21 protein-coding genes, 3 tRNA genes and 1 riboswitch are annotated in these 18,863 nt (G+C 51.5%); of the genes, 7 read left to right on the top strand and 17 right to left on the bottom strand.

Annotated elements, in window-relative coordinates; genetic code table 11:
- The 4 genes from H8L47_RS13215 to H8L47_RS13200 form a co-directional block, all read right to left on the bottom strand.
- A partial coding sequence (locus tag H8L47_RS13215; RefSeq protein WP_186954051.1) for an elongation factor Tu occupies positions 1-757 on the bottom strand: 757 nt, incomplete at its 3' end.
- A 76-nt stretch (positions 758-833) separates the two neighbouring features.
- Positions 834-908 (bottom strand) — tRNA-Thr (locus tag H8L47_RS13210).
- Positions 909-941: 33 nt separating this feature from the next.
- Positions 942-1,015 (bottom strand) — tRNA-Gly (locus tag H8L47_RS13205).
- A gap of 48 nt (positions 1,016-1,063) precedes the next feature.
- Positions 1,064-1,149, bottom strand: a tRNA-Tyr gene (locus H8L47_RS13200).
- A gap of 278 nt (positions 1,150-1,427) precedes the next feature.
- Here H8L47_RS13200 and H8L47_RS13195 point away from each other — a divergent pair.
- Complete coding sequence (locus H8L47_RS13195; RefSeq protein WP_186954050.1) at positions 1,428-2,042, top strand: TetR/AcrR family transcriptional regulator; 615 nt, start codon at positions 1,428-1,430, stop codon at positions 2,040-2,042.
- A 23-nt stretch (positions 2,043-2,065) separates the two neighbouring features.
- Here H8L47_RS13195 and H8L47_RS13190 read toward each other — a convergent pair whose 3' ends face one another.
- Entirely contained in the window at positions 2,066-2,815 is a 750-nt protein-coding gene (locus tag H8L47_RS13190; protein WP_186954049.1) for an MgtC/SapB family protein, read from the bottom strand.
- 131 nt (positions 2,816-2,946) lie between these two features.
- Positions 2,947-3,075: riboswitch (yybP-ykoY riboswitch) on the top strand.
- 92 nt (positions 3,076-3,167) lie between these two features.
- Here H8L47_RS13190 and H8L47_RS13185 point away from each other — a divergent pair.
- The 3 genes from H8L47_RS13185 to H8L47_RS13175 are packed head-to-tail and all read left to right on the top strand — an operon-like array spanning position 3,168 to position 4,967.
- On the top strand, positions 3,168-3,737 hold the full coding sequence (locus H8L47_RS13185; RefSeq protein ID WP_186954048.1) for a TMEM165/GDT1 family protein: 570 nt from the start codon (positions 3,168-3,170) through the stop codon (positions 3,735-3,737).
- A gap of 57 nt (positions 3,738-3,794) precedes the next feature.
- Complete coding sequence (locus H8L47_RS13180; protein ID WP_186954047.1) at positions 3,795-4,157, top strand: ArsC/Spx/MgsR family protein; 363 nt, start codon at positions 3,795-3,797, stop codon at positions 4,155-4,157.
- 6 nt (positions 4,158-4,163) lie between these two features.
- A complete protein-coding gene (locus H8L47_RS13175; RefSeq protein ID WP_186954046.1) occupies positions 4,164-4,967 on the top strand; it encodes a hypothetical protein in 804 nt (267 codons plus the stop codon).
- Between the two features lie 51 nt (positions 4,968-5,018).
- On the opposite strand, the gene H8L47_RS13170 is transcribed toward H8L47_RS13175, so the two are convergent.
- From H8L47_RS13170 to H8L47_RS13150, 5 genes are all read right to left on the bottom strand, one after another.
- Positions 5,019-5,672, bottom strand: a complete 654-nt coding sequence (locus H8L47_RS13170; protein WP_186954045.1) for a LysE family transporter — start codon at positions 5,670-5,672, stop codon at positions 5,019-5,021.
- A 102-nt stretch (positions 5,673-5,774) separates the two neighbouring features.
- A complete protein-coding gene (locus H8L47_RS13165) occupies positions 5,775-7,337 on the bottom strand; it encodes an HDOD domain-containing protein (protein WP_186954044.1) in 1,563 nt (520 codons plus the stop codon).
- Between the two features lie 59 nt (positions 7,338-7,396).
- Positions 7,397-9,025, bottom strand: coding sequence for a tetratricopeptide repeat-containing response regulator (locus H8L47_RS13160; protein WP_186954043.1), 1,629 nt, complete (start codon positions 9,023-9,025; stop codon positions 7,397-7,399).
- 193 nt (positions 9,026-9,218) lie between these two features.
- Positions 9,219-9,416 carry a DUF2905 domain-containing protein gene (locus tag H8L47_RS13155; RefSeq protein ID WP_110254951.1) on the bottom strand — a complete coding sequence of 66 codons (198 nt, stop codon included), beginning with the start codon at positions 9,414-9,416 and terminating at the stop codon, positions 9,219-9,221.
- A 61-nt stretch (positions 9,417-9,477) separates the two neighbouring features.
- Positions 9,478-10,647, bottom strand: a complete 1,170-nt coding sequence (locus H8L47_RS13150; RefSeq protein WP_186954042.1) for a class I SAM-dependent methyltransferase — start codon at positions 10,645-10,647, stop codon at positions 9,478-9,480.
- Between the two features lie 45 nt (positions 10,648-10,692).
- Between H8L47_RS13150 and H8L47_RS13145 the strand changes: the two genes are divergently transcribed.
- From H8L47_RS13145 to ttcA, 3 genes are read left to right on the top strand one after another with little or no spacing between them, the layout of a single operon-like run.
- Positions 10,693-11,490 (top strand): SDR family oxidoreductase, encoded by a 798-nt coding sequence (locus H8L47_RS13145; RefSeq protein WP_408057693.1) that lies wholly within the window; start codon positions 10,693-10,695, stop codon positions 11,488-11,490.
- A gap of 19 nt (positions 11,491-11,509) precedes the next feature.
- Positions 11,510-11,908, top strand: a complete 399-nt coding sequence (locus H8L47_RS13140; RefSeq protein ID WP_186954041.1) for a dihydroneopterin aldolase — start codon at positions 11,510-11,512, stop codon at positions 11,906-11,908.
- A 32-nt stretch (positions 11,909-11,940) separates the two neighbouring features.
- Positions 11,941-12,858: a tRNA 2-thiocytidine(32) synthetase TtcA gene (ttcA, locus tag H8L47_RS13135; protein WP_186954073.1), complete on the top strand. Its 918-nt coding sequence runs from the start codon at positions 11,941-11,943 to the stop codon at positions 12,856-12,858.
- A gap of 117 nt (positions 12,859-12,975) precedes the next feature.
- Here the strand turns inward: ttcA and H8L47_RS13130 are convergent, their stop codons facing one another.
- The 7 genes from H8L47_RS13130 to phnG are packed head-to-tail and all read right to left on the bottom strand — an operon-like array spanning position 12,976 to position 18,782.
- Positions 12,976-14,121, bottom strand: a complete 1,146-nt coding sequence (locus H8L47_RS13130) for an alpha-D-ribose 1-methylphosphonate 5-triphosphate diphosphatase (protein ID WP_186954040.1) — start codon at positions 14,119-14,121, stop codon at positions 12,976-12,978.
- The gene (gene phnL / locus H8L47_RS13125; protein ID WP_186954039.1) at positions 14,118-14,822 is read right to left on the bottom strand and encodes a phosphonate C-P lyase system protein PhnL; all 705 of its coding nucleotides are present in this window, start codon (positions 14,820-14,822) and stop codon (positions 14,118-14,120) included. The genes H8L47_RS13130 and phnL overlap by 4 nt, the downstream gene beginning before the upstream one ends.
- Before the next feature lie 7 nt (positions 14,823-14,829).
- Entirely contained in the window at positions 14,830-15,624 is a 795-nt protein-coding gene (phnK, locus tag H8L47_RS13120; RefSeq protein ID WP_230413719.1) for a phosphonate C-P lyase system protein PhnK, read from the bottom strand.
- Positions 15,621-16,514: an alpha-D-ribose 1-methylphosphonate 5-phosphate C-P-lyase PhnJ gene (locus tag H8L47_RS13115; protein WP_186954038.1), complete on the bottom strand. Its 894-nt coding sequence runs from the start codon at positions 16,512-16,514 to the stop codon at positions 15,621-15,623. The genes phnK and H8L47_RS13115 overlap by 4 nt, the downstream gene beginning before the upstream one ends.
- A gap of 17 nt (positions 16,515-16,531) precedes the next feature.
- Positions 16,532-17,680, bottom strand: a complete 1,149-nt coding sequence (locus tag H8L47_RS13110; RefSeq protein ID WP_186954037.1) for a carbon-phosphorus lyase complex subunit PhnI — start codon at positions 17,678-17,680, stop codon at positions 16,532-16,534.
- Complete coding sequence (gene phnH, locus H8L47_RS13105) at positions 17,671-18,318, bottom strand: phosphonate C-P lyase system protein PhnH (RefSeq protein ID WP_186954036.1); 648 nt, start codon at positions 18,316-18,318, stop codon at positions 17,671-17,673. The genes H8L47_RS13110 and phnH overlap by 10 nt, the downstream gene beginning before the upstream one ends.
- Complete coding sequence (gene phnG, locus H8L47_RS13100; RefSeq protein ID WP_186954035.1) at positions 18,315-18,782, bottom strand: phosphonate C-P lyase system protein PhnG; 468 nt, start codon at positions 18,780-18,782, stop codon at positions 18,315-18,317. Before phnG ends, phnH begins: the two co-directional genes overlap by 4 nt.
- Positions 18,783-18,863 lie beyond the last annotated feature (81 nt).

Here is an 18,863-nt window from a genome sequence, read left to right as displayed (position 1 = left end):
TGTCTTTGATACCAACGATTTCGATCTCTTCGCCAACTTTGACGATACCGCGTTCGATACGGCCAGTAACGACTGTACCGCGACCGGAGATGGAGAATACGTCTTCCACTGGCAACAGGAAGGCGCCATCAACAGCACGTTCTGGTGTTGGGATGTAGGAATCCAAAGCGTCAGCCAGCTTCATGATGGCTTCTTCGCCCAGAGGACCTTTGTCGCCTTCGAGGGCCAGTTTAGCGGAACCTTGAATGATCGGCAGGTCGTCGCCTGGGAATTCGTATTTGGAGAGCAATTCACGAACTTCCATTTCAACCAGTTCCAGCAATTCTGCATCGTCAACCATGTCGCACTTGTTCAGGAATACGATGATGTATGGAACGCCAACTTGACGTGCCAACAGGATGTGTTCGCGAGTTTGTGGCATTGGGCCGTCTGCTGCGGAGCAAACCAGAATAGCGCCGTCCATCTGAGCAGCACCAGTAATCATGTTTTTAACATAATCAGCATGGCCTGGGCAGTCAACGTGGGCGTAGTGACGACCAGCTGTTTCGTACTCTACGTGGGCTGTATTAATAGTAATACCGCGCGCTTTTTCTTCTGGTGCTGCATCGATCTGGTCGTATGCTTTAGCTTCGCCGCCGAATTTCTTCGACAGTACTGTTGCAATCGCTGCTGTCAGTGTGGTTTTGCCGTGATCAACGTGACCAATTGTGCCAACGTTTACGTGCGGCTTGGTGCGCTCGAACTTACCTTTTGCCATTTTGGACTCCTAACGATTTTGATGAGAATGCTCAGGCACGCGCCCGACAAATCAGACTTGAAAACACCAGACTAAATGGTGCCCTTGACGTGGATTGAACACGTGGCCTCTCCCTTACCAAGGGAGTGCTCTACCACTGAGCTACAAGGGCAGCTTGCTGCGCAAAACCCCGCGCAAGTAAAACTGGAGCGGGTGAAGGGAATCGAACCCTCGTCATAAGCTTGGAAGGCTTCAGCTCTACCATTGAGCTACACCCGCAAAGGCCACCACTTCAGCCGCTAATTTCTTAATTCAATTCTTTACCTGTGGTGGAGAGGGCTGGATTCGAACCAGCGTACTCGTAAGAGAACAGATTTACAGTCTGTCGCCTTTAACCACTCGGCCACCTCTCCGCAGGGAACCCCGGATTATGGAGATACTTCCCCCATCTGTCAACACCTATTTGCAAACTCCTTCTCAATGTGGAAAAGGAAAGCCTCAAAAATCAGGCTAAGTATTTGATTTTATTTGAAATTAATAAAATGATATTTTTAATACATACCATTTTGTTTTTCATTTTTGTGGAAATGAATTCACGCAGCCATTTGAGGCATTGTTGTAATTTTCGTCATAAGTGTCATCACCCTTCAGATCAAGCTATGATGCTGGCAACATATCGAAAATTCTCACCATGGCCCGCACCCTCGCATCCAATCATCAATTACAACGCGACGATATCCTGGAAAAGGCAGCCACGGCTTTTGCCAATCATAGCTATCCTGGCACTTCCATGAGTTTGCTAGCGCAAACCTGTGGCACTTCCAAGGCCAGACTGTACCACTACTACCCCAGCAAAGAGGCGATCTTGTTCGATTTGCTGGACCGTTATACCAGAGTCTTGATCGCTCTGGCAGAGAGTCATCAGAATTTGCCTGCCCTGATCGCCGCTTTCCTGGCTGAGTATGAACACTCCCAAACCCGACATATCGCCTTGCTGAATGATGTCAAGTTCCTGGAATCGCCGCAACGCAAGCTGATCCTCGATGCACAGAGAAAAATCGTCGACTTGTTTGCCGCAGCAATACAGCGCAGCTTCCCTGAGCGCACCACGGCACATAACCGCAGTGCCATCACCATGCTGCTATTTGGCATGATTAACTGGACTTTTACCTGGCTAAAACCGCATCAGGAGGCCGACAAAATTTCTTATGCAGACTTTGCCATCCTGGTGACGCAGATTTTCATGCAGGGCATGCTGGGAGTGCCTGTCAGCACATCAGAAAAACAGGGGGTTAAACTGCCCTGATCTATGGGCTGCTTGCTCAGGATTCAGTTTCTCGCATGTGCAATCTGGTAAAACTCCATCCCTTCAAACGCACCCAGTTCCAGTGACAATTCACTGATGCGTGTTGCCAGCTTGCGACTCAGTCCCACGGCAACAAAACGCCATTCAGCGCGTCCGTCGCGGCAACTGATGTTCAAGGTGCCAGTAGCAATTTCATAGCCGCGCTCCAAAGCCATTTTACGCAGGGCATCTTCTCTGGGTATGTATCCTTGCTTGAATTGCATGGTGATCGCTACTGCGGGCCGCGATGGCAACCAGGACTCCAGCCTGGATACCCAGATCATGCATGCTGCCGATAAAAATGCCAGTAAAATGGCTGCCGCATAAAAGCCGACACCGACCATCACACCTATCGCGGAAGAAGCCCACAATGAGGCGGCTGTCGTCAAACCGCTAATGGTAAAACCTTCACGCATGATGACACCTGCGCCAAGGAAACCTATGCCGGTGACTATGCCCTGTATGGTGCGCGAAGGATCGAGACTGACAGGATTGAGTGCGCGCGAACCAAACCAGAAATCAGGGTAACCTGAAATCACCACCAGGGCAGCAGAGGCCATGCACACCAGGCCATAGGTGCGCATGCCAGCAGCGCGGCCATGATAAGAGCGTTCGTAGCCAACCACAAAGCCCAGCAACATGGCGCCGGCCAGATTCAGAAAGATGATTGCATTCGCATGCAATTCAGCCACTGACCAAAAATTCATGAAATAGCTGGATAAAGTTGCCGTCATCAGTTTGCCTCAAATTGGCTAAATGATATTCCTGTGCATTTCAGTGTAGCAAGCAGGTATCTTTCGGGCCAGTAAAACATCGTCAAATCAATCAAAGCTGATCTCAGGGTGGCTATGCGTTATAATGGCGCTTCTCTTTCATTGGGGAGTAGCCTGCTCCGGTTTTTCGGGGAAGACGCATCAACATACTTGGCCAACTGGTCATGGTGCGTTTGATACAGAGCTTAGCAAGTACATTAATAATGTGCGCTGACTGTATTGGGCAAGACCTTTGATAGTTATGTTTCCGCTGACCAGGGATGGGGCGGGATGTAGCTGTCATCGGACAAATTTCCCCATCCCGCCTTTTCTCATGGAAGCTTTCCTCGTCTCTGTCCTCGCTGTCACCGTTGGTGAAATTGGTGATAAAACTCAATTGCTTGCACTACTATTGGCTGCCCGTTATAAAAAGCCTGGCCCTATCGTGTTGGGTATCCTGGTCGCCACACTGGCCAACCATACCCTGGCTGGTTTGTTGGGCCAACTGGTCGCCACGCATGTAGACGGTACGGTCATGCGCTATCTGCTGGGCCTGTCTTTTTTAGCAATTGCTGCCTGGACGCTGAAACCGGATGAAATGGATGATGGCGGTATCAATGAAAGCCGCTACGGCGTTTTCATGCTGACTTGCGTGACCTTTTTCATCGCTGAAATTGGCGATAAAACCCAGTTGGCGACGGTGGCACTGGCAGCAAAATATTCTGACCTGACAATGGTAATTGCCGGAACTACGCTAGGTATGTTGATTGCCGATGTGCCAGCAGTATTTCTGGGCAAGATTGCTGCACCGAATTTTCCTTTCAAGTACGTACGCTGGTGTGCTGCAGCAGTTTTTGCGGTACTGGGAGTGCTGGTTTTACTAGGCATGGAACTCAAATTTTGAACCCTGATTTAAATATGCCGTGTTGACACGGCAGCACCATAGAATGATGATAGATAGATGATTACGATTTACCACAATCCACACTGCTCGAAATCGCGCGAAACCCTGGCACTGGTGCAGGCGCATGCGGGCAACGCTCAACTGGCCCTGCAAGTGATTGATTATCAAAAAACACCTTTGCATGTTAATGAATTGCACAAGCTGTGGGAAGCACTAGGCACAGATGATATACAGGTCATGCTGCGCAATAATGAAGTTGAATATGCCAGCCTGCACCTGGCTAAGGCCGATATCCCAGAAGTCTTGTCAGCCATCGTCTCTCACCCGCATTTATTGCAAAGGCCAATAGTCACTTACCAAAATAAAGCGGCAATAGGACGTCCGCCGGAACACGTCCTCACTCTATTCAAGAAAGCCTGAGCCGCCATGTCAGAATTTAAGCTCGCCGCTGGCAGCCACGTCAAATTTGGTTGCATTTCCACCCAGTTGTATCCCATCCTGCGTCATGGCCTGGCGGCAGACATGCCACGCCAGGGATTTCAGGAAGAAGAGAGCCTGCCTGCAAGCGGCATCATGGTGGGAGAACTGATGGCCTATTTTGCCGCCTGTGCGGCATTCTGCAAGGCCACCAGCAGCCTGCACCAGGAACACCAGCAAGTGCTGGGACAATTTGTCAATGCCCTGCAAAGCCAGTTGGGTGAAAAGCCACAAATGCCGGAACTGGAAAACATCGCCTTAGGGGCTGGCTTGCCCGTGATACTGGAAATAGAACTGGGTGAAGATTGCGTACTGAAGGCCGACACGCACTTTGTATCCGATAACGAAGCCGAAAAAAGCTGGAAGCTGTGGCGTAGCGGCGCACTCATGCGTGAAGGCGGCATACCCGCAGCATGGATCAAGAAGTTATACTTCCCGCGCCTGCTAGACTATCGCGATGTTGCCAGTTCTCGCAGCCCACGTTCGCTGGAACAGACCACCGATACCGCATTGATGGTGGGTGGCCTCATGCAATCCTGGCACAAGGATACGCCAGCCGATTTATTGCATGCATTCCGCAAGCAGTATGGACGTATCAATTTTTCCCAGCATAGCAGCTTTGATGAAACCTCCCTGGAACGCTTCTTCAACCTGAATCCCATGCTGGATCCGGCAACACGTCTGCTGAATCAAATGACGATCTGGCAAGACATCGACGCCCTTGCCAAGAAACAGCAAATCCCTTTGGCTTGAAAAAACAATGGATAAAAAAAGCCGCCGTAATTTCATTCAACGGCGGTTTTTTTAATTGGAAGGGCTGCGCTTGACAAAGAACAGGGCCGCACCTATCGCAATCAGTATCCCGCCAAAGAAGCGGTTCTGGCTTTTCAGCCATTTGGGGTCGCGGAAGTAACGCTGCATGATGGAGGCGGCAAAGGCATAGCCATGCATGACTACCAGGTCAATCGCACACATGGTCACACCCAGTATCAATAGCTGGGGCAAGAGCGGTGCATCATGCGAGATGAATTGCGGCAATACAGCGACCATGAAGATAATGCCTTTAGGGTTGGTTGCATTCGTCAGGAAGCCCGTCAAAAAACGCCTGGACAGGGCTGGCACCTGGGTGTTAGCCACGCGGTCACCAACTGCATTGCCGGCAACTGGCACATCATTTTTTGCACGCCATTGACTGATACCCAGATAAATCAGATAGAGCGCACCTATAGTTTTGACAACGCTGAACGCGAACTCTGAAGCCATCAGGATGGAACCGACACCAGCACCGGCAATTGCCAGTATCAACAACAAGCCTGCTTGCAGTCCCATGATAGTACCACTGGCTTTTTTGACACCATAGTTCAAGCCATGCGACATCGATAACACTGCACCAGAGCCAGGAGATACCGCGATAACGCATGCCGCAAAGAAGAAAGTAAGCCAGGTAGTGAAGTGCATGAGATTCGTCCCGCTGAAATGATTAATAGTGTCAGTGCATTGTAACGCCAATGCCTTATACACGCAGTCAGTACAAGCACTTAGCTGACACTACGCATACGGCTAACCACGCATCATGGCGGCCAGTAATTGGCTCTTCAGAGTTTTGATGAGTGCCGTTTCATCTGGCGGCACACCTTCTTCCGCATTCGCTGCACGGTCAGCATAAAACAGACCCAGCGACTTTTTTTGTATGACCAGCGGCAGGATGATGAAGCTGCGTGCATCCGGCAATAATTGCTTGTGCCAGTCCGGTAGCAGGTTTTGTATCTTGGGGACAGAGGCGTCGGATATCATCAGATCAACATTATTGCTCATCGCCAGATGAAATAAATGCTGGTCTTGCTTGCCGCTGAAGGCAAAGCCTCTTTGTCTTTCCTGATAATTTTCACCTATCGCCAGCCGCGCTACATAGCGCACAGTTTGCAGATCACGCAGGCAAACCGTGGCAAAGCGAAATCCCATGCTGCTATACAGCGTTTCCAGCACCAGCAAGATCAGGTCATTCAGTTTGAAACTGTCGGATGCCAGCATCTGCGTCACATCCTGTACACCGGCCAGTAAAAGATCACGCGCATGCTTGGGCTTGCCACTGGCATGGCGCTCATCGTTCTGAATTTCACCGGCTTCATAATTCTTGAGCAAGAGTTCATTCGGTACACCATTGGTGGTATTGGCATCGCCTTCACCGATATGGATATCGCCCATGGCAATGTCCATGCTTTTGGCGAGTTGCTTGGTCTCTGTCTCGACCTTGACCAGCATTTCATCGAGTATGGCCTGGTCAAAATCCAGTGCCTTGCCATATTTAAGCAATAGCGGTTTGGCTTTTTCACTGAGACTACCAGTACCCGTGCCTGCACTCATGATCATGGAAGCCAGCGCATCGCTGAAACTTGCTACTTGCCTCAACCACTCAGCACGGGTATTCACCTTCTTCAATTCACCACCAGGCAAAGGGATCAGTGATTGTATGATGGTGTCGGGTATCTTCCATTCCTGCAAAGCCATTTCACCAAAGCGTTCATAGCTGCAACCCAGGAGCATGGAGCTGGCATCCTGAGCTGTGGTTTGCCCAGTCTGCAGCATCGCTTGTATGCGCGTGTACAAAGGGTGATCAAAAGATGCCACCAGGATCTTGCCCACATTCTTGAACAAGGCCGCCACGGCAGCCTCCTCCCCATCCTGGAAACGCCCGCGTTGCGCCATTTCACGTCCAACTATGCTCGCGCACAACGCCTGCACCAGTTCGCGCCTGACACTATTGGCATGGCTTTTATCCTTGAAACAATCAACCAGCAACATGGCCATGGCACTGGTCTTGATACTGTTAAAGCCTAGCAAAAATATCGCTCTGGATATGGTCGTAACAGGTGCGCCCGCACTGGTGCGGTAATGAATGGTATTCGATAACCTGAGTATTTTTTGTGTCAGGGCGACGTCAGCCAACACAAAATGCGCCAGCTTGGCGACCGGATCTTCGCTTGATGAAGTAATTTCGACGACTTTGGTAATCGACACGCCCAAAGTAGGCAAATTGCTCTCTTCATTGATTTTTTTGAGCAAAAGATCACGCGCTGTCACCGGTGCGTGTTCGCCTAAATGAACAGAAGGTTGAATGGCCATGGTCTATGCAACTACCTATTCTCTAAACAAAACCATTCTGAAATCTGGCTCTCTAGTATTTACTTGGCAACACGGGCGGCATTGATGCCGTACTTTTTCTGCAATTCATCATACAAGCCACGTATTGCTTTGAGGCGTGGATTCATGGGGTCAAGGCGACGGGCAGACTCAATCAAACCGCGCGCCAACTCACCAGTGGCATGATCCCAGCCCATGTTCTCCAGACATTTCAAGGCAGCCAGCGCCGCATTCAACACCACTTGCGGATTGTCAGGTGATTTGCGTGCCGCAGCGGCCATCAGCTCTACCGAGCCACGGAAATCACCTTGCTTGGCTTTTTGCACACCCATGGCAACCAGATCCATGACTTCTTTCTGGCTGCGCTGTGCCAACTCCTTGCCAAGGTGGCCTTTACCAGCACTCTCAAACACGCCCATGGCCTTGTTCATGACTTGCTGGTTGCTGGCGTTTTTCATGACATCCAGAATAATCTCGGAAGCATTATCTTCCTGATCATTTTCAAGACAGCTTTTTGCCAGGCCCAGCTTGGCATCGGTAGACAAGCCTATGTCTTCCCGGGAGGCTGCCACGGCATTTCCCAATTCTTCCCCCAATCTGGCGTCACCGGTCTTGGCGTGTATCATAGCGGCAGAAATGGCGCGCACTGCCGCCGTTTTCTTCAAACTGGACATATTCTTTTCCAGATCGCGCACGACTGATTTGGCCTGTTCGGTATCACCTTTCTTGACCAGGGCATCAACCAGGTTCAGATGGTCTTCTGGATCGCGGAATTCAGAAAATTTGGCCTTGCTGACCACTTTTTTCAAGACGTTCTCAGCAGTCTCGATATCTCCCGTCTCCAGCGCGATCTTGCCCAGTTTGCGTAAACGCCGCACGGCATGAGGCGAGACACTGACAGCGACATCAAGTACCTCTTTTGCCTCTGGCAACTCACCCACCATTTCATGGGTCTTGGCCAACCAGTCATAGGCATCCATGTATTTGTTGTTTTCGGCTACCAGGCTCTTCAGTATTTCTTCTGCCTCCTGGTATTTACCCTGCATGAAGAGCGTCTTGGCCAGGCCCAAGCGCGCCCAGGCCACCGCCTTTAATTCAAATAAATATTTATATAATTCTTCCGCCTCAACAGCTTCGCCTTGTATTACGTGCAGTTCAGCGCGCAAGCGCATGAAGTCGATCGCATATTTGGGGTAATCACGTTCACCATGGTGGCAAGCCATGATGGCTTCAGGGATAGAACCTTGCTCCATCAAATTATAGACATCGACAAAGGCTTTGCGTTTTTCCAGGGCGCGGATAACACGCTCCAGCAGCATGTCGGCAGTGAAGGGTTTTAACAAATAATCTGATGGTGCCAGTTCGGCCGCACTAACGACCTTCGCGTACGAACGCTCAGCAGTCACCATAATAAAGATAGTGGACAAGGGTGCCAGTTTGTGGTGACGCATGTCTTCCAGCAGTTGCTGGCCGTCCTGGCCTATGCCGAGATCATATTCACACAAGATCAGATCATATACCTTGGCTTGTATGGCGCGCACTGCAGTACCGGCCGACAGACCATGCTCGATCTTGGTAATACCGCATAGATTCAGCATATTGTGCAAACTGACCCGCATACCTGAATGCGGTTCAATGAGCAATGCCCTGATATCGCTGAGTTCGCTCATTTCAACCTTTAGCGTAATTTATTGTTGATCTCGCTGTAGTGCGCACCAACCCGTCGTCCAGGGCCGGCAAACCGCATCAAGCCTGAGTTGGCTTAAATGACCATTTCATTATATTAAAGTGACGGCGCATTGATATGGAAACTTTACCCCTATGCAGCAACAATGTTGCAAGGCTTTAACATATTTAACGCATTTACTTGAATATCCTTGCTAACAACAAGACAAATAGAGAGATCAGTATGGTTGAAGCAAAGGGAAAAGAGAAATTGCGACCAAACAGTTTGAAACGCACATCGCCTGGCAAACGACCTATGCCCAGCTTTTCCAGCCAGGGCAGCAAGCTGGAAAACACCACGACGGCGATAAAGATGGTTAGTACCCAGCGTAACAAAATTTGCTCCTGTTCAATTGCCATTGGGCAATTTCTATAACTTACATCAAGTTGTCTGCCATCATAAGCGGTGACTGCGGTCCAGACGCAATAAATTTTCAGGCAATTCCATGCCATGGCCCATGACCAGCACCTTGAACAATTCACCCATTTCGGCGGGCGAAACCAGTTTTTGCAGAGCATTTGCCTTAGGCAGATAGTCCATGACTTGTTCTGCCGAAGTGCGCGCCAGCACATCGGCGATGCCTGCAGCAGTCAGGAAACCTGCCTGACTGGTGTAGTTCAATAGCTCCAGCCCAGCTGCCAGCCCTGCCCTGGTCATGGCCGTAAAATCAACATGAGCGGTGATGTCCTGCAAGCCAGGCAGATAAAAAGGATCAGGATGCGCATGATGGCGATAGTGGCACATCAGGCTTCCTTGCAATCGTTGCGGGTGATAATACTCGGATGCCGGAAAACCGTAATCAATCAGTATCGCAATTGCTGGCTTGCCACTGGCGAGCAACATGGCTGCCAGGCTTTGCATAAAGCCGCCAGCGATAGGATGGACTTCGGTCAAATAACCTACTGGCAATTCATCTGCGCCGGGAATTTGCGCGATCTTATCAGGAGTGCATGCCTTTGACTGTTCGCGGAAAAGCAGCCTTGGCGTGCTTTCCTCATCCACCACTGCCACACCGACCTCATGCCAGCCGTCCGCCGTCTTGATGACGAGGTCGACTGGCATGGCATCCAGCACTTCATTTCCCAGCACGATACCTGAAAAAGAATCTGGCATTTTTTGCAACCATTGCACTTGTGAAAAGTCTTTCAGCAATTCTTCCTGACGTGCACGCAGTTCGCCGGACAATTCCACGATAAAATAGCGTTCTATCGCGATTCCAGATAATTGACATTCCGACAAAAAATCCAGGGCAAGCTTGCCCGTGCCTGCACCGAATTCCATGACTTCGGCCGCAGTTTGACTGAATAACTGATTTGCCAGCCTGGCCAGGGTGGCACCAAATAACGGCGACATTTCTGGTGCGGTTGTAAAATCACCGTCTTTGCCTAATTTTGTGGCACCACCGCTGTAATAACCAAGGTCAGGCGCATACAGTGCCAGTTCCATGTAGCGCGAAAACGGTATCCAGCCCTGATGTTGGTGGATGTCGTCGATAATCAGTTGTTGCAAAGCAGATGAGGCGGCCAGCGCATCATCGCCAGGCACAGGTAGAGATAATTTATGCATAGCCGCATTGTATTGAAAACGCAGTAATCCTTGTTAAGAATTTCCATGAGTGACATGAACAACAATAAGTACACGCCCCGCACCGCACTGATCACTGGTGCCGCCAAACGCATAGGTCGGCATATCGCCCTGCATATGGCGCGGCAGGGTTGGGATATTCTTGTCCATTATGGCAATTCGGCCGCAGAAGCACAGACACTGGTGACAGAAATCCAGGCGATGGGCCGCCGCGCGCATGCCTTGCAGACAAACCTGGCTAATGAAACGGCAACGCATGCATTGTTACCCGCCGCAATAGCCGCCATGGGCAAGATAGATTGCATCGTCAACAATGCCTCTCTGTTCGCCGAAGATGATGTGCACAGCTTCAGCCATGCCAGCCTGGACAGGCATATGCATGCAAACCTGGCTGCGCCCATCATATTGGCGCAGGCCCTGCATGCAGCAACAGCGGATGGCGAGCAAACCTGCCTCATTAACTTGCTTGATCAAAAGCTGTACAACCTGAATCCCGATTTTTTGTCTTACACACTGTCCAAAGCCGCGCTGCAATGTGCCACGACAACGCTGGCGCAGGCACTGGCGCCTAAAGTGCGCGTAGTTGGCGTAGCTCCCGGCATCACCATGGAATCCGGCCATCAAAGCACGGCAGATTTCCAGCAGGCACATCAGGTCACGCCCCTGGGCCGCTCCAGCACGCCTGAGGATATTGCCCGCACCGTCTGTTTTCTGGCTGACAGCCCGGCCATGACCGGCACCACCATCCTCGTCGATGGTGGCCAACACCTTATTCCCTTGCAGCGCGATGTCATGTTTTTGGCAACTGCAAACCAAGCTATTTAACCTTAATCCCAGGACTATCATGTTATCCATTCTGCACCACCCCCAACTCTCAGACTGCCGCCGCCTGTTCTTGCGTAATTACGAAATCTCCATCAACATAGGCGTGCATGAGTTCGAGAAAAAGGGCGAGCAACGCGTGCTCTTCAATGTGGACCTGTATATCCCGCTGGCGCTTTCTACGCCCAAGGATGATCAACTCGAAGAAGTCGTCGATTATGATTTCATGCGCGGCACGATAGCAGAGCGTATATCCAAGGGTCACGTGCATCTGCAAGAAACCCTGTGTGATGATGTCGCCAAAATCATGCTGGCACATCCTAAGGTGCGCGCTGTACGCATCTCCACCATGAAACCTGATGTTTACCCGGATTGCGAAGGCGTAGGCGTAGAAGTATTCAAGATCAAAACCGACATTTAAACACTACCATGCAAGCTCTGAACGATACATTGATGGACGCCCCGGTTGAAGTAAAAGCCACGGTCAAGTCACAGGAAAAAATCACCTACGAAAACAATAAACTGCACAAGCGCTTATGCCGCCTGGTTGGCCAGGCGATAGGTGATTTCAATATGATAGAAGAAGGCGACAAGGTCATGGTTTGCCTTTCTGGCGGCAAAGATAGCTATGCCCTGCTGGATATCTTGATGACCCTGCGTGAACGCGCGCCCATCAATTTCGATATCGTCGCCGTCAATCTGGACCAGAAACAACCTAACTTTCCAGACCATATCCTGCCTGCCTATCTGGAAAAACTGGGCATCCCGTACCATATAGAAAACCAGGATACTTACAGCATCGTCAAGCGCCTGATACCGGAAGGCAAGACAACTTGCTCGTTGTGCTCACGCCTGCGTCGTGGCATCTTGTACCGCGTGGCCGATGAACTGGGCGCAACCAAGATCGCGCTCGGCCATCACCGTGACGACATCCTGGAAACATTTTTCCTGAATATGTTCTTTGGTGGAAAACTCAAAGGCATGCCAGCAAAGCTGCAATCCGACGATGGTAAGCACATCGTCATCCGTCCACTGGCCTATGTCAAGGAAGCTGATACTGAACGCTATGCCGAAGTAAAGAACTTCCCCATCATCCCCTGCGATTTATGCGGTTCGCAAGAAAATTTGCAGCGCAAGCAAATCAAGGGCCTGATGCGTGAATGGGACAAGAAATTCCCTGGCCGTGTGGACAATATTTTTGCATCGTTATCCACCGTCGCCCCTTCACATCTGATGGACAAGAATTTGTTCAACTTCACTGATTTGAAAATTGATGGCGAGGCGAATCCGAATGGTGACATCGCATTTGATGACGAGCCTTGTGCCACACCTGCTACTGGTGTGATTTCGCTGCATCTGGATCAGGATTGATTTAATACTTGAAATTAATCGCCATAAAACTTGAGACACAGAATCATTTCAGTTTTTCTCTGAATTTCCTCTGTGTCTCTGTGCCTCTGTGGTGAGAGGTCTTAGGTTTTAAGCGATTCAAGCAATCCTGTTACCCGCTTTCCACACTCCCATGACTACAGGTATGCCGCTCACCACACGTATACGCATGTAGTCAGCCCGCAATCCCACGGCAATCTCCCCCCTGTCATGCAGGCCTATCATGCGCGCCGGATTACGTGTCACGGTCGCCACCGCCTTGGGCAAGGCAAAACCTTCATTTTGCAGCAGGAAAGCCGCATGCAGGAGGCTGGCTGGTACATAGTCTGAAGACAGTACATCGAGCAAATCCAGCCTGGCCAGTTCTGCTGCCGATACATTGCCGGAATGTGAACCACCACGTACCATATTCGGTGCGCCCATGATGATGCCCAGGCCTTGTTCACGGGCAGCCCTAGCGGCGGCCACGGTGGTGGGAAATTCAGATATCGTCACACCATCATCGACACCTTCGACCACATGCTCCACGGTAGTATCATCATGGGTAGCCAGGGGTACAGGCACGTCCAGAGCGCGGCAACTGGCGACGATGGCGCGGCGGTTGGATGCTGCATAAGCGACTTGCCTGAGCAATAAACGCTCCAGCATGGAATCGACTTTTTCTTCACTCCAGCCGCGCTTGCCGGATACATAGACACGGTAATGGGTCAGGTCTGTCCATTGTCTTTGGCCGGGCGTATGGTCCATCAGGGAAACCAGCTTCAAGCGTTCGTCATGCAGATAAGGGGCGAACATGTCCAGCAAGCCTTCTTCTGCAAGTTCCAGGCGCATGTGCAGGAAGTGATCTGCCCGCAAGATGCCTGAGTCTGCGGCCATGCGCAAACCTTTGGTGCACGATTCGAGAGTGTCATTGCGCAGGCTGTCTGAATCGATATCGCCAACTGAAATTGCATCGAGCACGGTCGTAATGCCGGACGCAGCGATCTGGGCATCATGCGCAAGTATCGCAGGCAGCGTAGGCCAGACCACTTTGGGGCGTGGCATCAGGTGTTTTTCCAGATTGTCGGTATGTAGCTCTACCATGCCTGGCAACAGATAGTCGCCTTGCCAGTCGTCTGTTCCAGTGGTACTGGAAGCGCGCGCTGCCTCAGTCAAATCAGCTATCCTGCCCTGCTCTACCAGCATCGAACCGCTAATGACTTTATCAGCCAGGACGATCTTAGCGTTTTCTATTCTGTTCATCATGCTGCCACCAAGGAAACCGCTGCGGGGATGGAAAAAATTCTGGTTGCCAGCGCCTGGCGCACAGCTTCATCATGGAAGATACCGACGACAGCAGCACCGCGTTCGCGCGCACCATTGATCATATCGATGACAGTGGCGCGATTGGCTTCATCCAGCGAAGCGGTTGGTTCATCAAGCAAGAGTATGGGGTAATCGCAAATCATGGTGCGGGCGATATTCACGCGTTGTTGCTCACCGCCAGAAAAAGTTGCAGGCGGGATTTGCCACAGGCGCTTGGGTATGCGCAGGCGCGACAATAATTCTTCTGCCTGCTCATACGCTGCCTGCTTTTCCACACCGCGCATGAGCAAGGGCTCTGCCACCAGATCGAGTGTGCTGATGCGTGGTATCACACGCAGGAACTGGGTCACAAAGCCCAAGGTACTATGCCTGACAGCCAGCACTTGTTGTGCAGGTGCAGACTGCACATCGACCCAATTGCCTTCATGCCAGATATTCACACTGCCACTGCTGGCGCGGTAATTGGCATACAGGCAGCGCAGCAGGGTGCTCTTGCCTGCACCTGATGGTGCGTGGATGACCACGCATTCACCTGCATCCACCTGCATATCTATTTTAGAGAGGATAGACATTTCCTGCCCGCCTTGCAGATGCAGAGTAAAGTCTTTGGACAGACCTTCAACGACGATACGTTTCAACATATGCTCCTCAAGCCTGCAATACGGACGACACCAGCAACTGGGTGTACGGATGTTGCGGATCATCGAGCACCTGATCGGTCAAACCCTCTTCCACAACTTGCCCATGGCGCATGACCATGAGGCGATGAGCCAGCAAACGTGCCACCGCCAGGTCATGGGTGACGATGACAGCAGCCACCTGCAATTGCGATACCAGTTGGCGTAATAAGTCCAGCAAACGCGCCTGTACAGAAACGTCGAGACTGGCAGTAGGTTCATCCATGAAAATCAGACGCGGCTTGGTCACAAGGTTACGGGCGATTTGCAAGCGCTGTTGCATGCCGCCTGAGAAATCACGTGGCAAGTCATCAATGCGATTTGCATCAATTTCCACCCTGTGTAACCAGTCCTGCGCTTCTGCACGTATCTGACCATAATGGCGGGCTCCAACTGCCATCAGGCGTTCACCGACATTGGCACCGGCAGAGACTTCTACCCGCAAACCATCCCTGGCACTTTGATGAACGAATCCCCAGTCTGTACGCGCCAGCAAGCGGCGGCGCGCTTCGCTGATGGTGAACAAATCCACTATGCCTTCATCACGGGTATTGAACAAGACTTCTCCCTGCTCTGGCTGCAACTGTCCTGCCAGGCAATTCAACAGCGTGGATTTGCCAGAGCCAGATTCACCGACTATACCCAGGACTTCTCCGGGATACAGACTCAGGTTGACTTGCTCACAAGCAGTCTTGCCACCATAAAATTTGCTGACATTGCGTGCCTGTAGCAACGGCGGAGTGTTATTCATATTGATACTGCTCATGCCTGTTCTTCCCTGCGGGAGCGACAATAATCTGTATCGCTGCAAACATACATGCGAGACCCCTGATCATCGACGATGACTTCGTCAAGGAAGCTGTCATTCGCATCGCACATGGCGCAACGGTGATCCCAGTGTTCTATCTCGAAAGGATAATCTTCAAAGTCCAGGCTCTTCACTGGCGTATAAGGCGGCACGGCATAGATGCGTTTTTCACGACCGGCACCAAATAATTGCAAGGCTGGATTCTTATCCATCTTGGGATTATCAAACTTGGGTATCGGTGAAGGCCGCATCAGGTAGCGCTCATTGACGATGACCGGATAATCATAGGCAGTTTCTATCTTGCCCAGCCTGGCGATATCCTCATACAGCTTGACACTCATCAGGCCATAGTCCGCCATCGCATGGTGTTTGCGGGTCTCGGTTTCGCTGGGTTCCAGCCAGCGCAGGGGCTCGGGAATGGGTACCTGATACACCATGATCTGGCCTTCTGCCAAAGGGGTTTCCGGGATGCGGTGGCGGGTTTGTATGATGGTTGCAGCGGTGGTTTTTTCTGTCGTCGCCACACCCGTGGTGCGACGGAAGAAGCGGCGTATATTGACCGCATTGGTGGTGTCGTCAGAACCCTGATCGATGACTTTCAGGACATCATCCTGGCCTATGATGGCAGCAGTAACTTGTATGCCACCTGTCCCCCAACCATATGGCAAGGGCATTTCACGGCCACCGAAAGGTACCTGGTAACCAGGTATGGCAACCGCCTTCAAGATGGCGCGCCTGATCATGCGCTTGGTTTGCTCATCAAGATATGCAAAATTATAACCAGCTTCAGGCGCAGCCCTTGCAGGGGCCGCTTGTTCAGTGGTCTCTTGATACTCCTGAGCTTCCATGCTTTCCATCTCCATAATCATGCAGCCTTCTTGCCGGACTGATCCTCAGTTTTATCATCACCAGCTTCAGACTTACCAGTTTCAGCAGCCTTGGCATCGATAGCTGCACGTATGCCACGCAAGAGACTGAGTTCTGCCTGGAAATCCACATAATGCGGCAACTTGAGATGCTGTAAAAAGCCGGATGCTTCAACATTGTCGGCATGGTAAAGCACGAATTCTTCCATTTGTGCTGGTGCCGTAATTTCTTCTTTCAATTCGCTGGCGCGCAGGGCGCGATCTACTACGCCCATGGCCATGGTCTTGCGTTCGCAATGACCAAAGCCCAGGCCATAACCACGAGTAAATTTCGGCGCTTCGTTTTGCGAGCCGACAAATTGGTTCACCATCTGGCATTCAGTGATATCTATCTCACCGATGTCTATGGCAAAACCCAGCTCTTCAGGAACAACTTGCACACTGACCTTGCCATAACGTATCTCACCTGCAAAGGGATGGTTACGGGCGTAACCGCGCTGGGTGGAATAGGCGAGCGCAAGCAGGAAGCCTTCATCACCGCGTGCCAGGCTTTGCAGGCGCAGGGCGCGGCTGGCAGGGAACTGCAGAGGTTCACGCGTCAGGTCAAAAGGTTCGGGGTCACCTTCAGGTATCAGTTCAGGCTCTATCAAGCCTTCTGCATTCAAAAAGTCGAGCACGCGGGGACAGGCTTCTGCTGTTGCATTTTCCTGGGTAAGCGGCTCAGTAGCACTGCTAATGGCTTCAGCAGCCAGTGAAAAATCCAGCAGACGCTGGGTATAGTCATAAGTTGCGCCCAACACCTGGCCACCCGGTACGTCCTTGAAGGTCGCAGAAATGCGTCTTTGTATCAGCATATTGGCGGTATCCACTGGCATAGTTGCCATCAGGCGCGGCAAGGTCGTACGGTAGGCGCGCAGCAGGAAGATGGCTTCTATCAAATCACCACTGGCTTGCTTGATGGCGAGTGCAGCGAGATCTTGATCATACAGCGAAGCCTCACCCATGACGCGGGCCACAGCCAGTGACATTTGCTCACGTATCTGGGCTATGCTGAGTTCTGGCACAGCAGTATCTCCACGACGCATTTTCGCCAGCGCTTCATACGACTGGGCGATGGCTTTTTCACCACCTTTAACGGCTACGTACATGGCAACTCCGCAGACTGCACCGCTTTGATCTTGCTCGTACGCGGCAAGCCCAGTACCGCGTCACCGCTGCAAAAAATCACATCCACACCTTGCGGGAAGGCGGAATGATTGACTTGCCACTTGCTGACAAAGTCAGCCGGCAGGCCGCTGACATATATACTGCGCTTGTTATTGATGCCTGGACCTGTGAGTTGGTACTCAGGGCCATTCGCCAAGTCATCGACTTGCATAAGCAAGGTCGCGGACTTGTCTGGATAGGTGATGCTGCCCTGGGCAAAGGCCTGCAGATCCAATTGCTGCAGTGAGCTGCCCAATACTGCAAAATTCGCTGAGGATTTTTCATGTACCAGCGGCAGGCCGCAATGAAAACGCAGATAAGTGCGCACTGCATCGTTATCAAGTTCATCTGCCAGCCAGGCCGTAGTTTCATAGTCCATCAGGGCCAGGCAGGCAGCGGCTGTCGCCATATGCAAAGGTGCAGGTGCTTGCAGGTTTACTCTGAGACGCTGGATAGTGCCCGGCTCGGAGAGGGCTTTCAACAAGCTACGGAAAACTGTCTGCGCATCATGCACCGTGTCTTCCCATGCTGGCAAAAGTTGCTGCATGGATGAAGCTTTAGTATCCGGTGAATATGTCATGCATCCTCTCCTCTGACCATGGTCATGAATTCCACCCTGGTGGCTTGTGCTTCAGCCTGCAATTGTTCACGCTTCTGTTGCAACAATGCTTCCAGTGGCTTGATGATATTTGTTTCGACGGCAGGCCCGTGTTCGCCTTGCATCAACGCATCAAAAATCGCTGCCCATTCTGCATGACGCTGGTCACGGCCAGCCACATAGGCCACACCAGTTTCTCCCGTTGCCAGACGCAAGGCGCAGCGCGTCACTGACATTTCACCGAGGTTGAACTGGCTGCCACTGCCCCCCGTTCTGGCCCGCACCATGGCGAGACCGGTCTCAGGTTTTCTTAACCATAGATACGAGGGCAGTTCGCCAAATTGCTGCACGCTGGCAGCGAGTTCAGCAGCGGGTGCTTTCGCCAGTATGGACATCCAGCGGGCGCGCTCTTGCTGGGTAGAGTTAAGGGTTTGATCAGCATTCATAGCCCCACATTACAGCAGGCTTACATGAAGTCTTGATGACATATATCTGCAAATCTTCATGTCAATTTGCAGTCACATTTC

It is taken from the genome of Undibacterium umbellatum, assembly GCF_014284125.1.
Classification (GTDB): domain Bacteria; phylum Pseudomonadota; class Gammaproteobacteria; order Burkholderiales; family Burkholderiaceae_D; genus Undibacterium; species Undibacterium umbellatum.
This window is presented reverse-complemented; position numbering and strand designations above follow the sequence as displayed.

Bases quoted from the DNA above. Each gene is read 5' to 3' on its own strand.
- H8L47_RS13195 (WP_186954050.1), top strand. From the start codon at position 1,428: ATGGCCCGCACCCTCGCATCCAATCATCAATTACAACGCGACGATATC.
- H8L47_RS13190 (WP_186954049.1), bottom strand. From the start codon at position 2,815: ATGACGGCAACTTTATCCAGCTATTTCATGAATTTTTGGTCAGTGGCT.
- H8L47_RS13185 (WP_186954048.1), top strand. From the start codon at position 3,168: ATGGAAGCTTTCCTCGTCTCTGTCCTCGCTGTCACCGTTGGTGAAATT.
- H8L47_RS13180 (WP_186954047.1), top strand. From the start codon at position 3,795: ATGATTACGATTTACCACAATCCACACTGCTCGAAATCGCGCGAAACC.
- H8L47_RS13175 (WP_186954046.1), top strand. From the start codon at position 4,164: ATGTCAGAATTTAAGCTCGCCGCTGGCAGCCACGTCAAATTTGGTTGC.
- H8L47_RS13170 (WP_186954045.1), bottom strand. From the start codon at position 5,672: ATGCACTTCACTACCTGGCTTACTTTCTTCTTTGCGGCATGCGTTATC.
- H8L47_RS13165 (WP_186954044.1), bottom strand. From the start codon at position 7,337: ATGGCCATTCAACCTTCTGTTCATTTAGGCGAACACGCACCGGTGACA.
- H8L47_RS13160 (WP_186954043.1), bottom strand. From the start codon at position 9,025: ATGAGCGAACTCAGCGATATCAGGGCATTGCTCATTGAACCGCATTCA.
- H8L47_RS13150 (WP_186954042.1), bottom strand. From the start codon at position 10,647: ATGCATAAATTATCTCTACCTGTGCCTGGCGATGATGCGCTGGCCGCC.
- H8L47_RS13145 (WP_408057693.1), top strand. From the start codon at position 10,693: ATGAGTGACATGAACAACAATAAGTACACGCCCCGCACCGCACTGATC.
- H8L47_RS13140 (WP_186954041.1), top strand. From the start codon at position 11,510: ATGTTATCCATTCTGCACCACCCCCAACTCTCAGACTGCCGCCGCCTG.
- ttcA (WP_186954073.1), top strand. From the start codon at position 11,941: ATGGACGCCCCGGTTGAAGTAAAAGCCACGGTCAAGTCACAGGAAAAA.
- H8L47_RS13130 (WP_186954040.1), bottom strand. From the start codon at position 14,121: ATGATGAACAGAATAGAAAACGCTAAGATCGTCCTGGCTGATAAAGTC.
- phnL (WP_186954039.1), bottom strand. From the start codon at position 14,822: ATGTTGAAACGTATCGTCGTTGAAGGTCTGTCCAAAGACTTTACTCTG.
- phnK (WP_230413719.1), bottom strand. From the start codon at position 15,624: ATGAGCAGTATCAATATGAATAACACTCCGCCGTTGCTACAGGCACGC.
- H8L47_RS13115 (WP_186954038.1), bottom strand. From the start codon at position 16,514: ATGGAAGCTCAGGAGTATCAAGAGACCACTGAACAAGCGGCCCCTGCA.
- H8L47_RS13110 (WP_186954037.1), bottom strand. From the start codon at position 17,680: ATGTACGTAGCCGTTAAAGGTGGTGAAAAAGCCATCGCCCAGTCGTAT.
- phnH (WP_186954036.1), bottom strand. From the start codon at position 18,318: ATGACATATTCACCGGATACTAAAGCTTCATCCATGCAGCAACTTTTG.
- phnG (WP_186954035.1), bottom strand. From the start codon at position 18,782: ATGAATGCTGATCAAACCCTTAACTCTACCCAGCAAGAGCGCGCCCGC.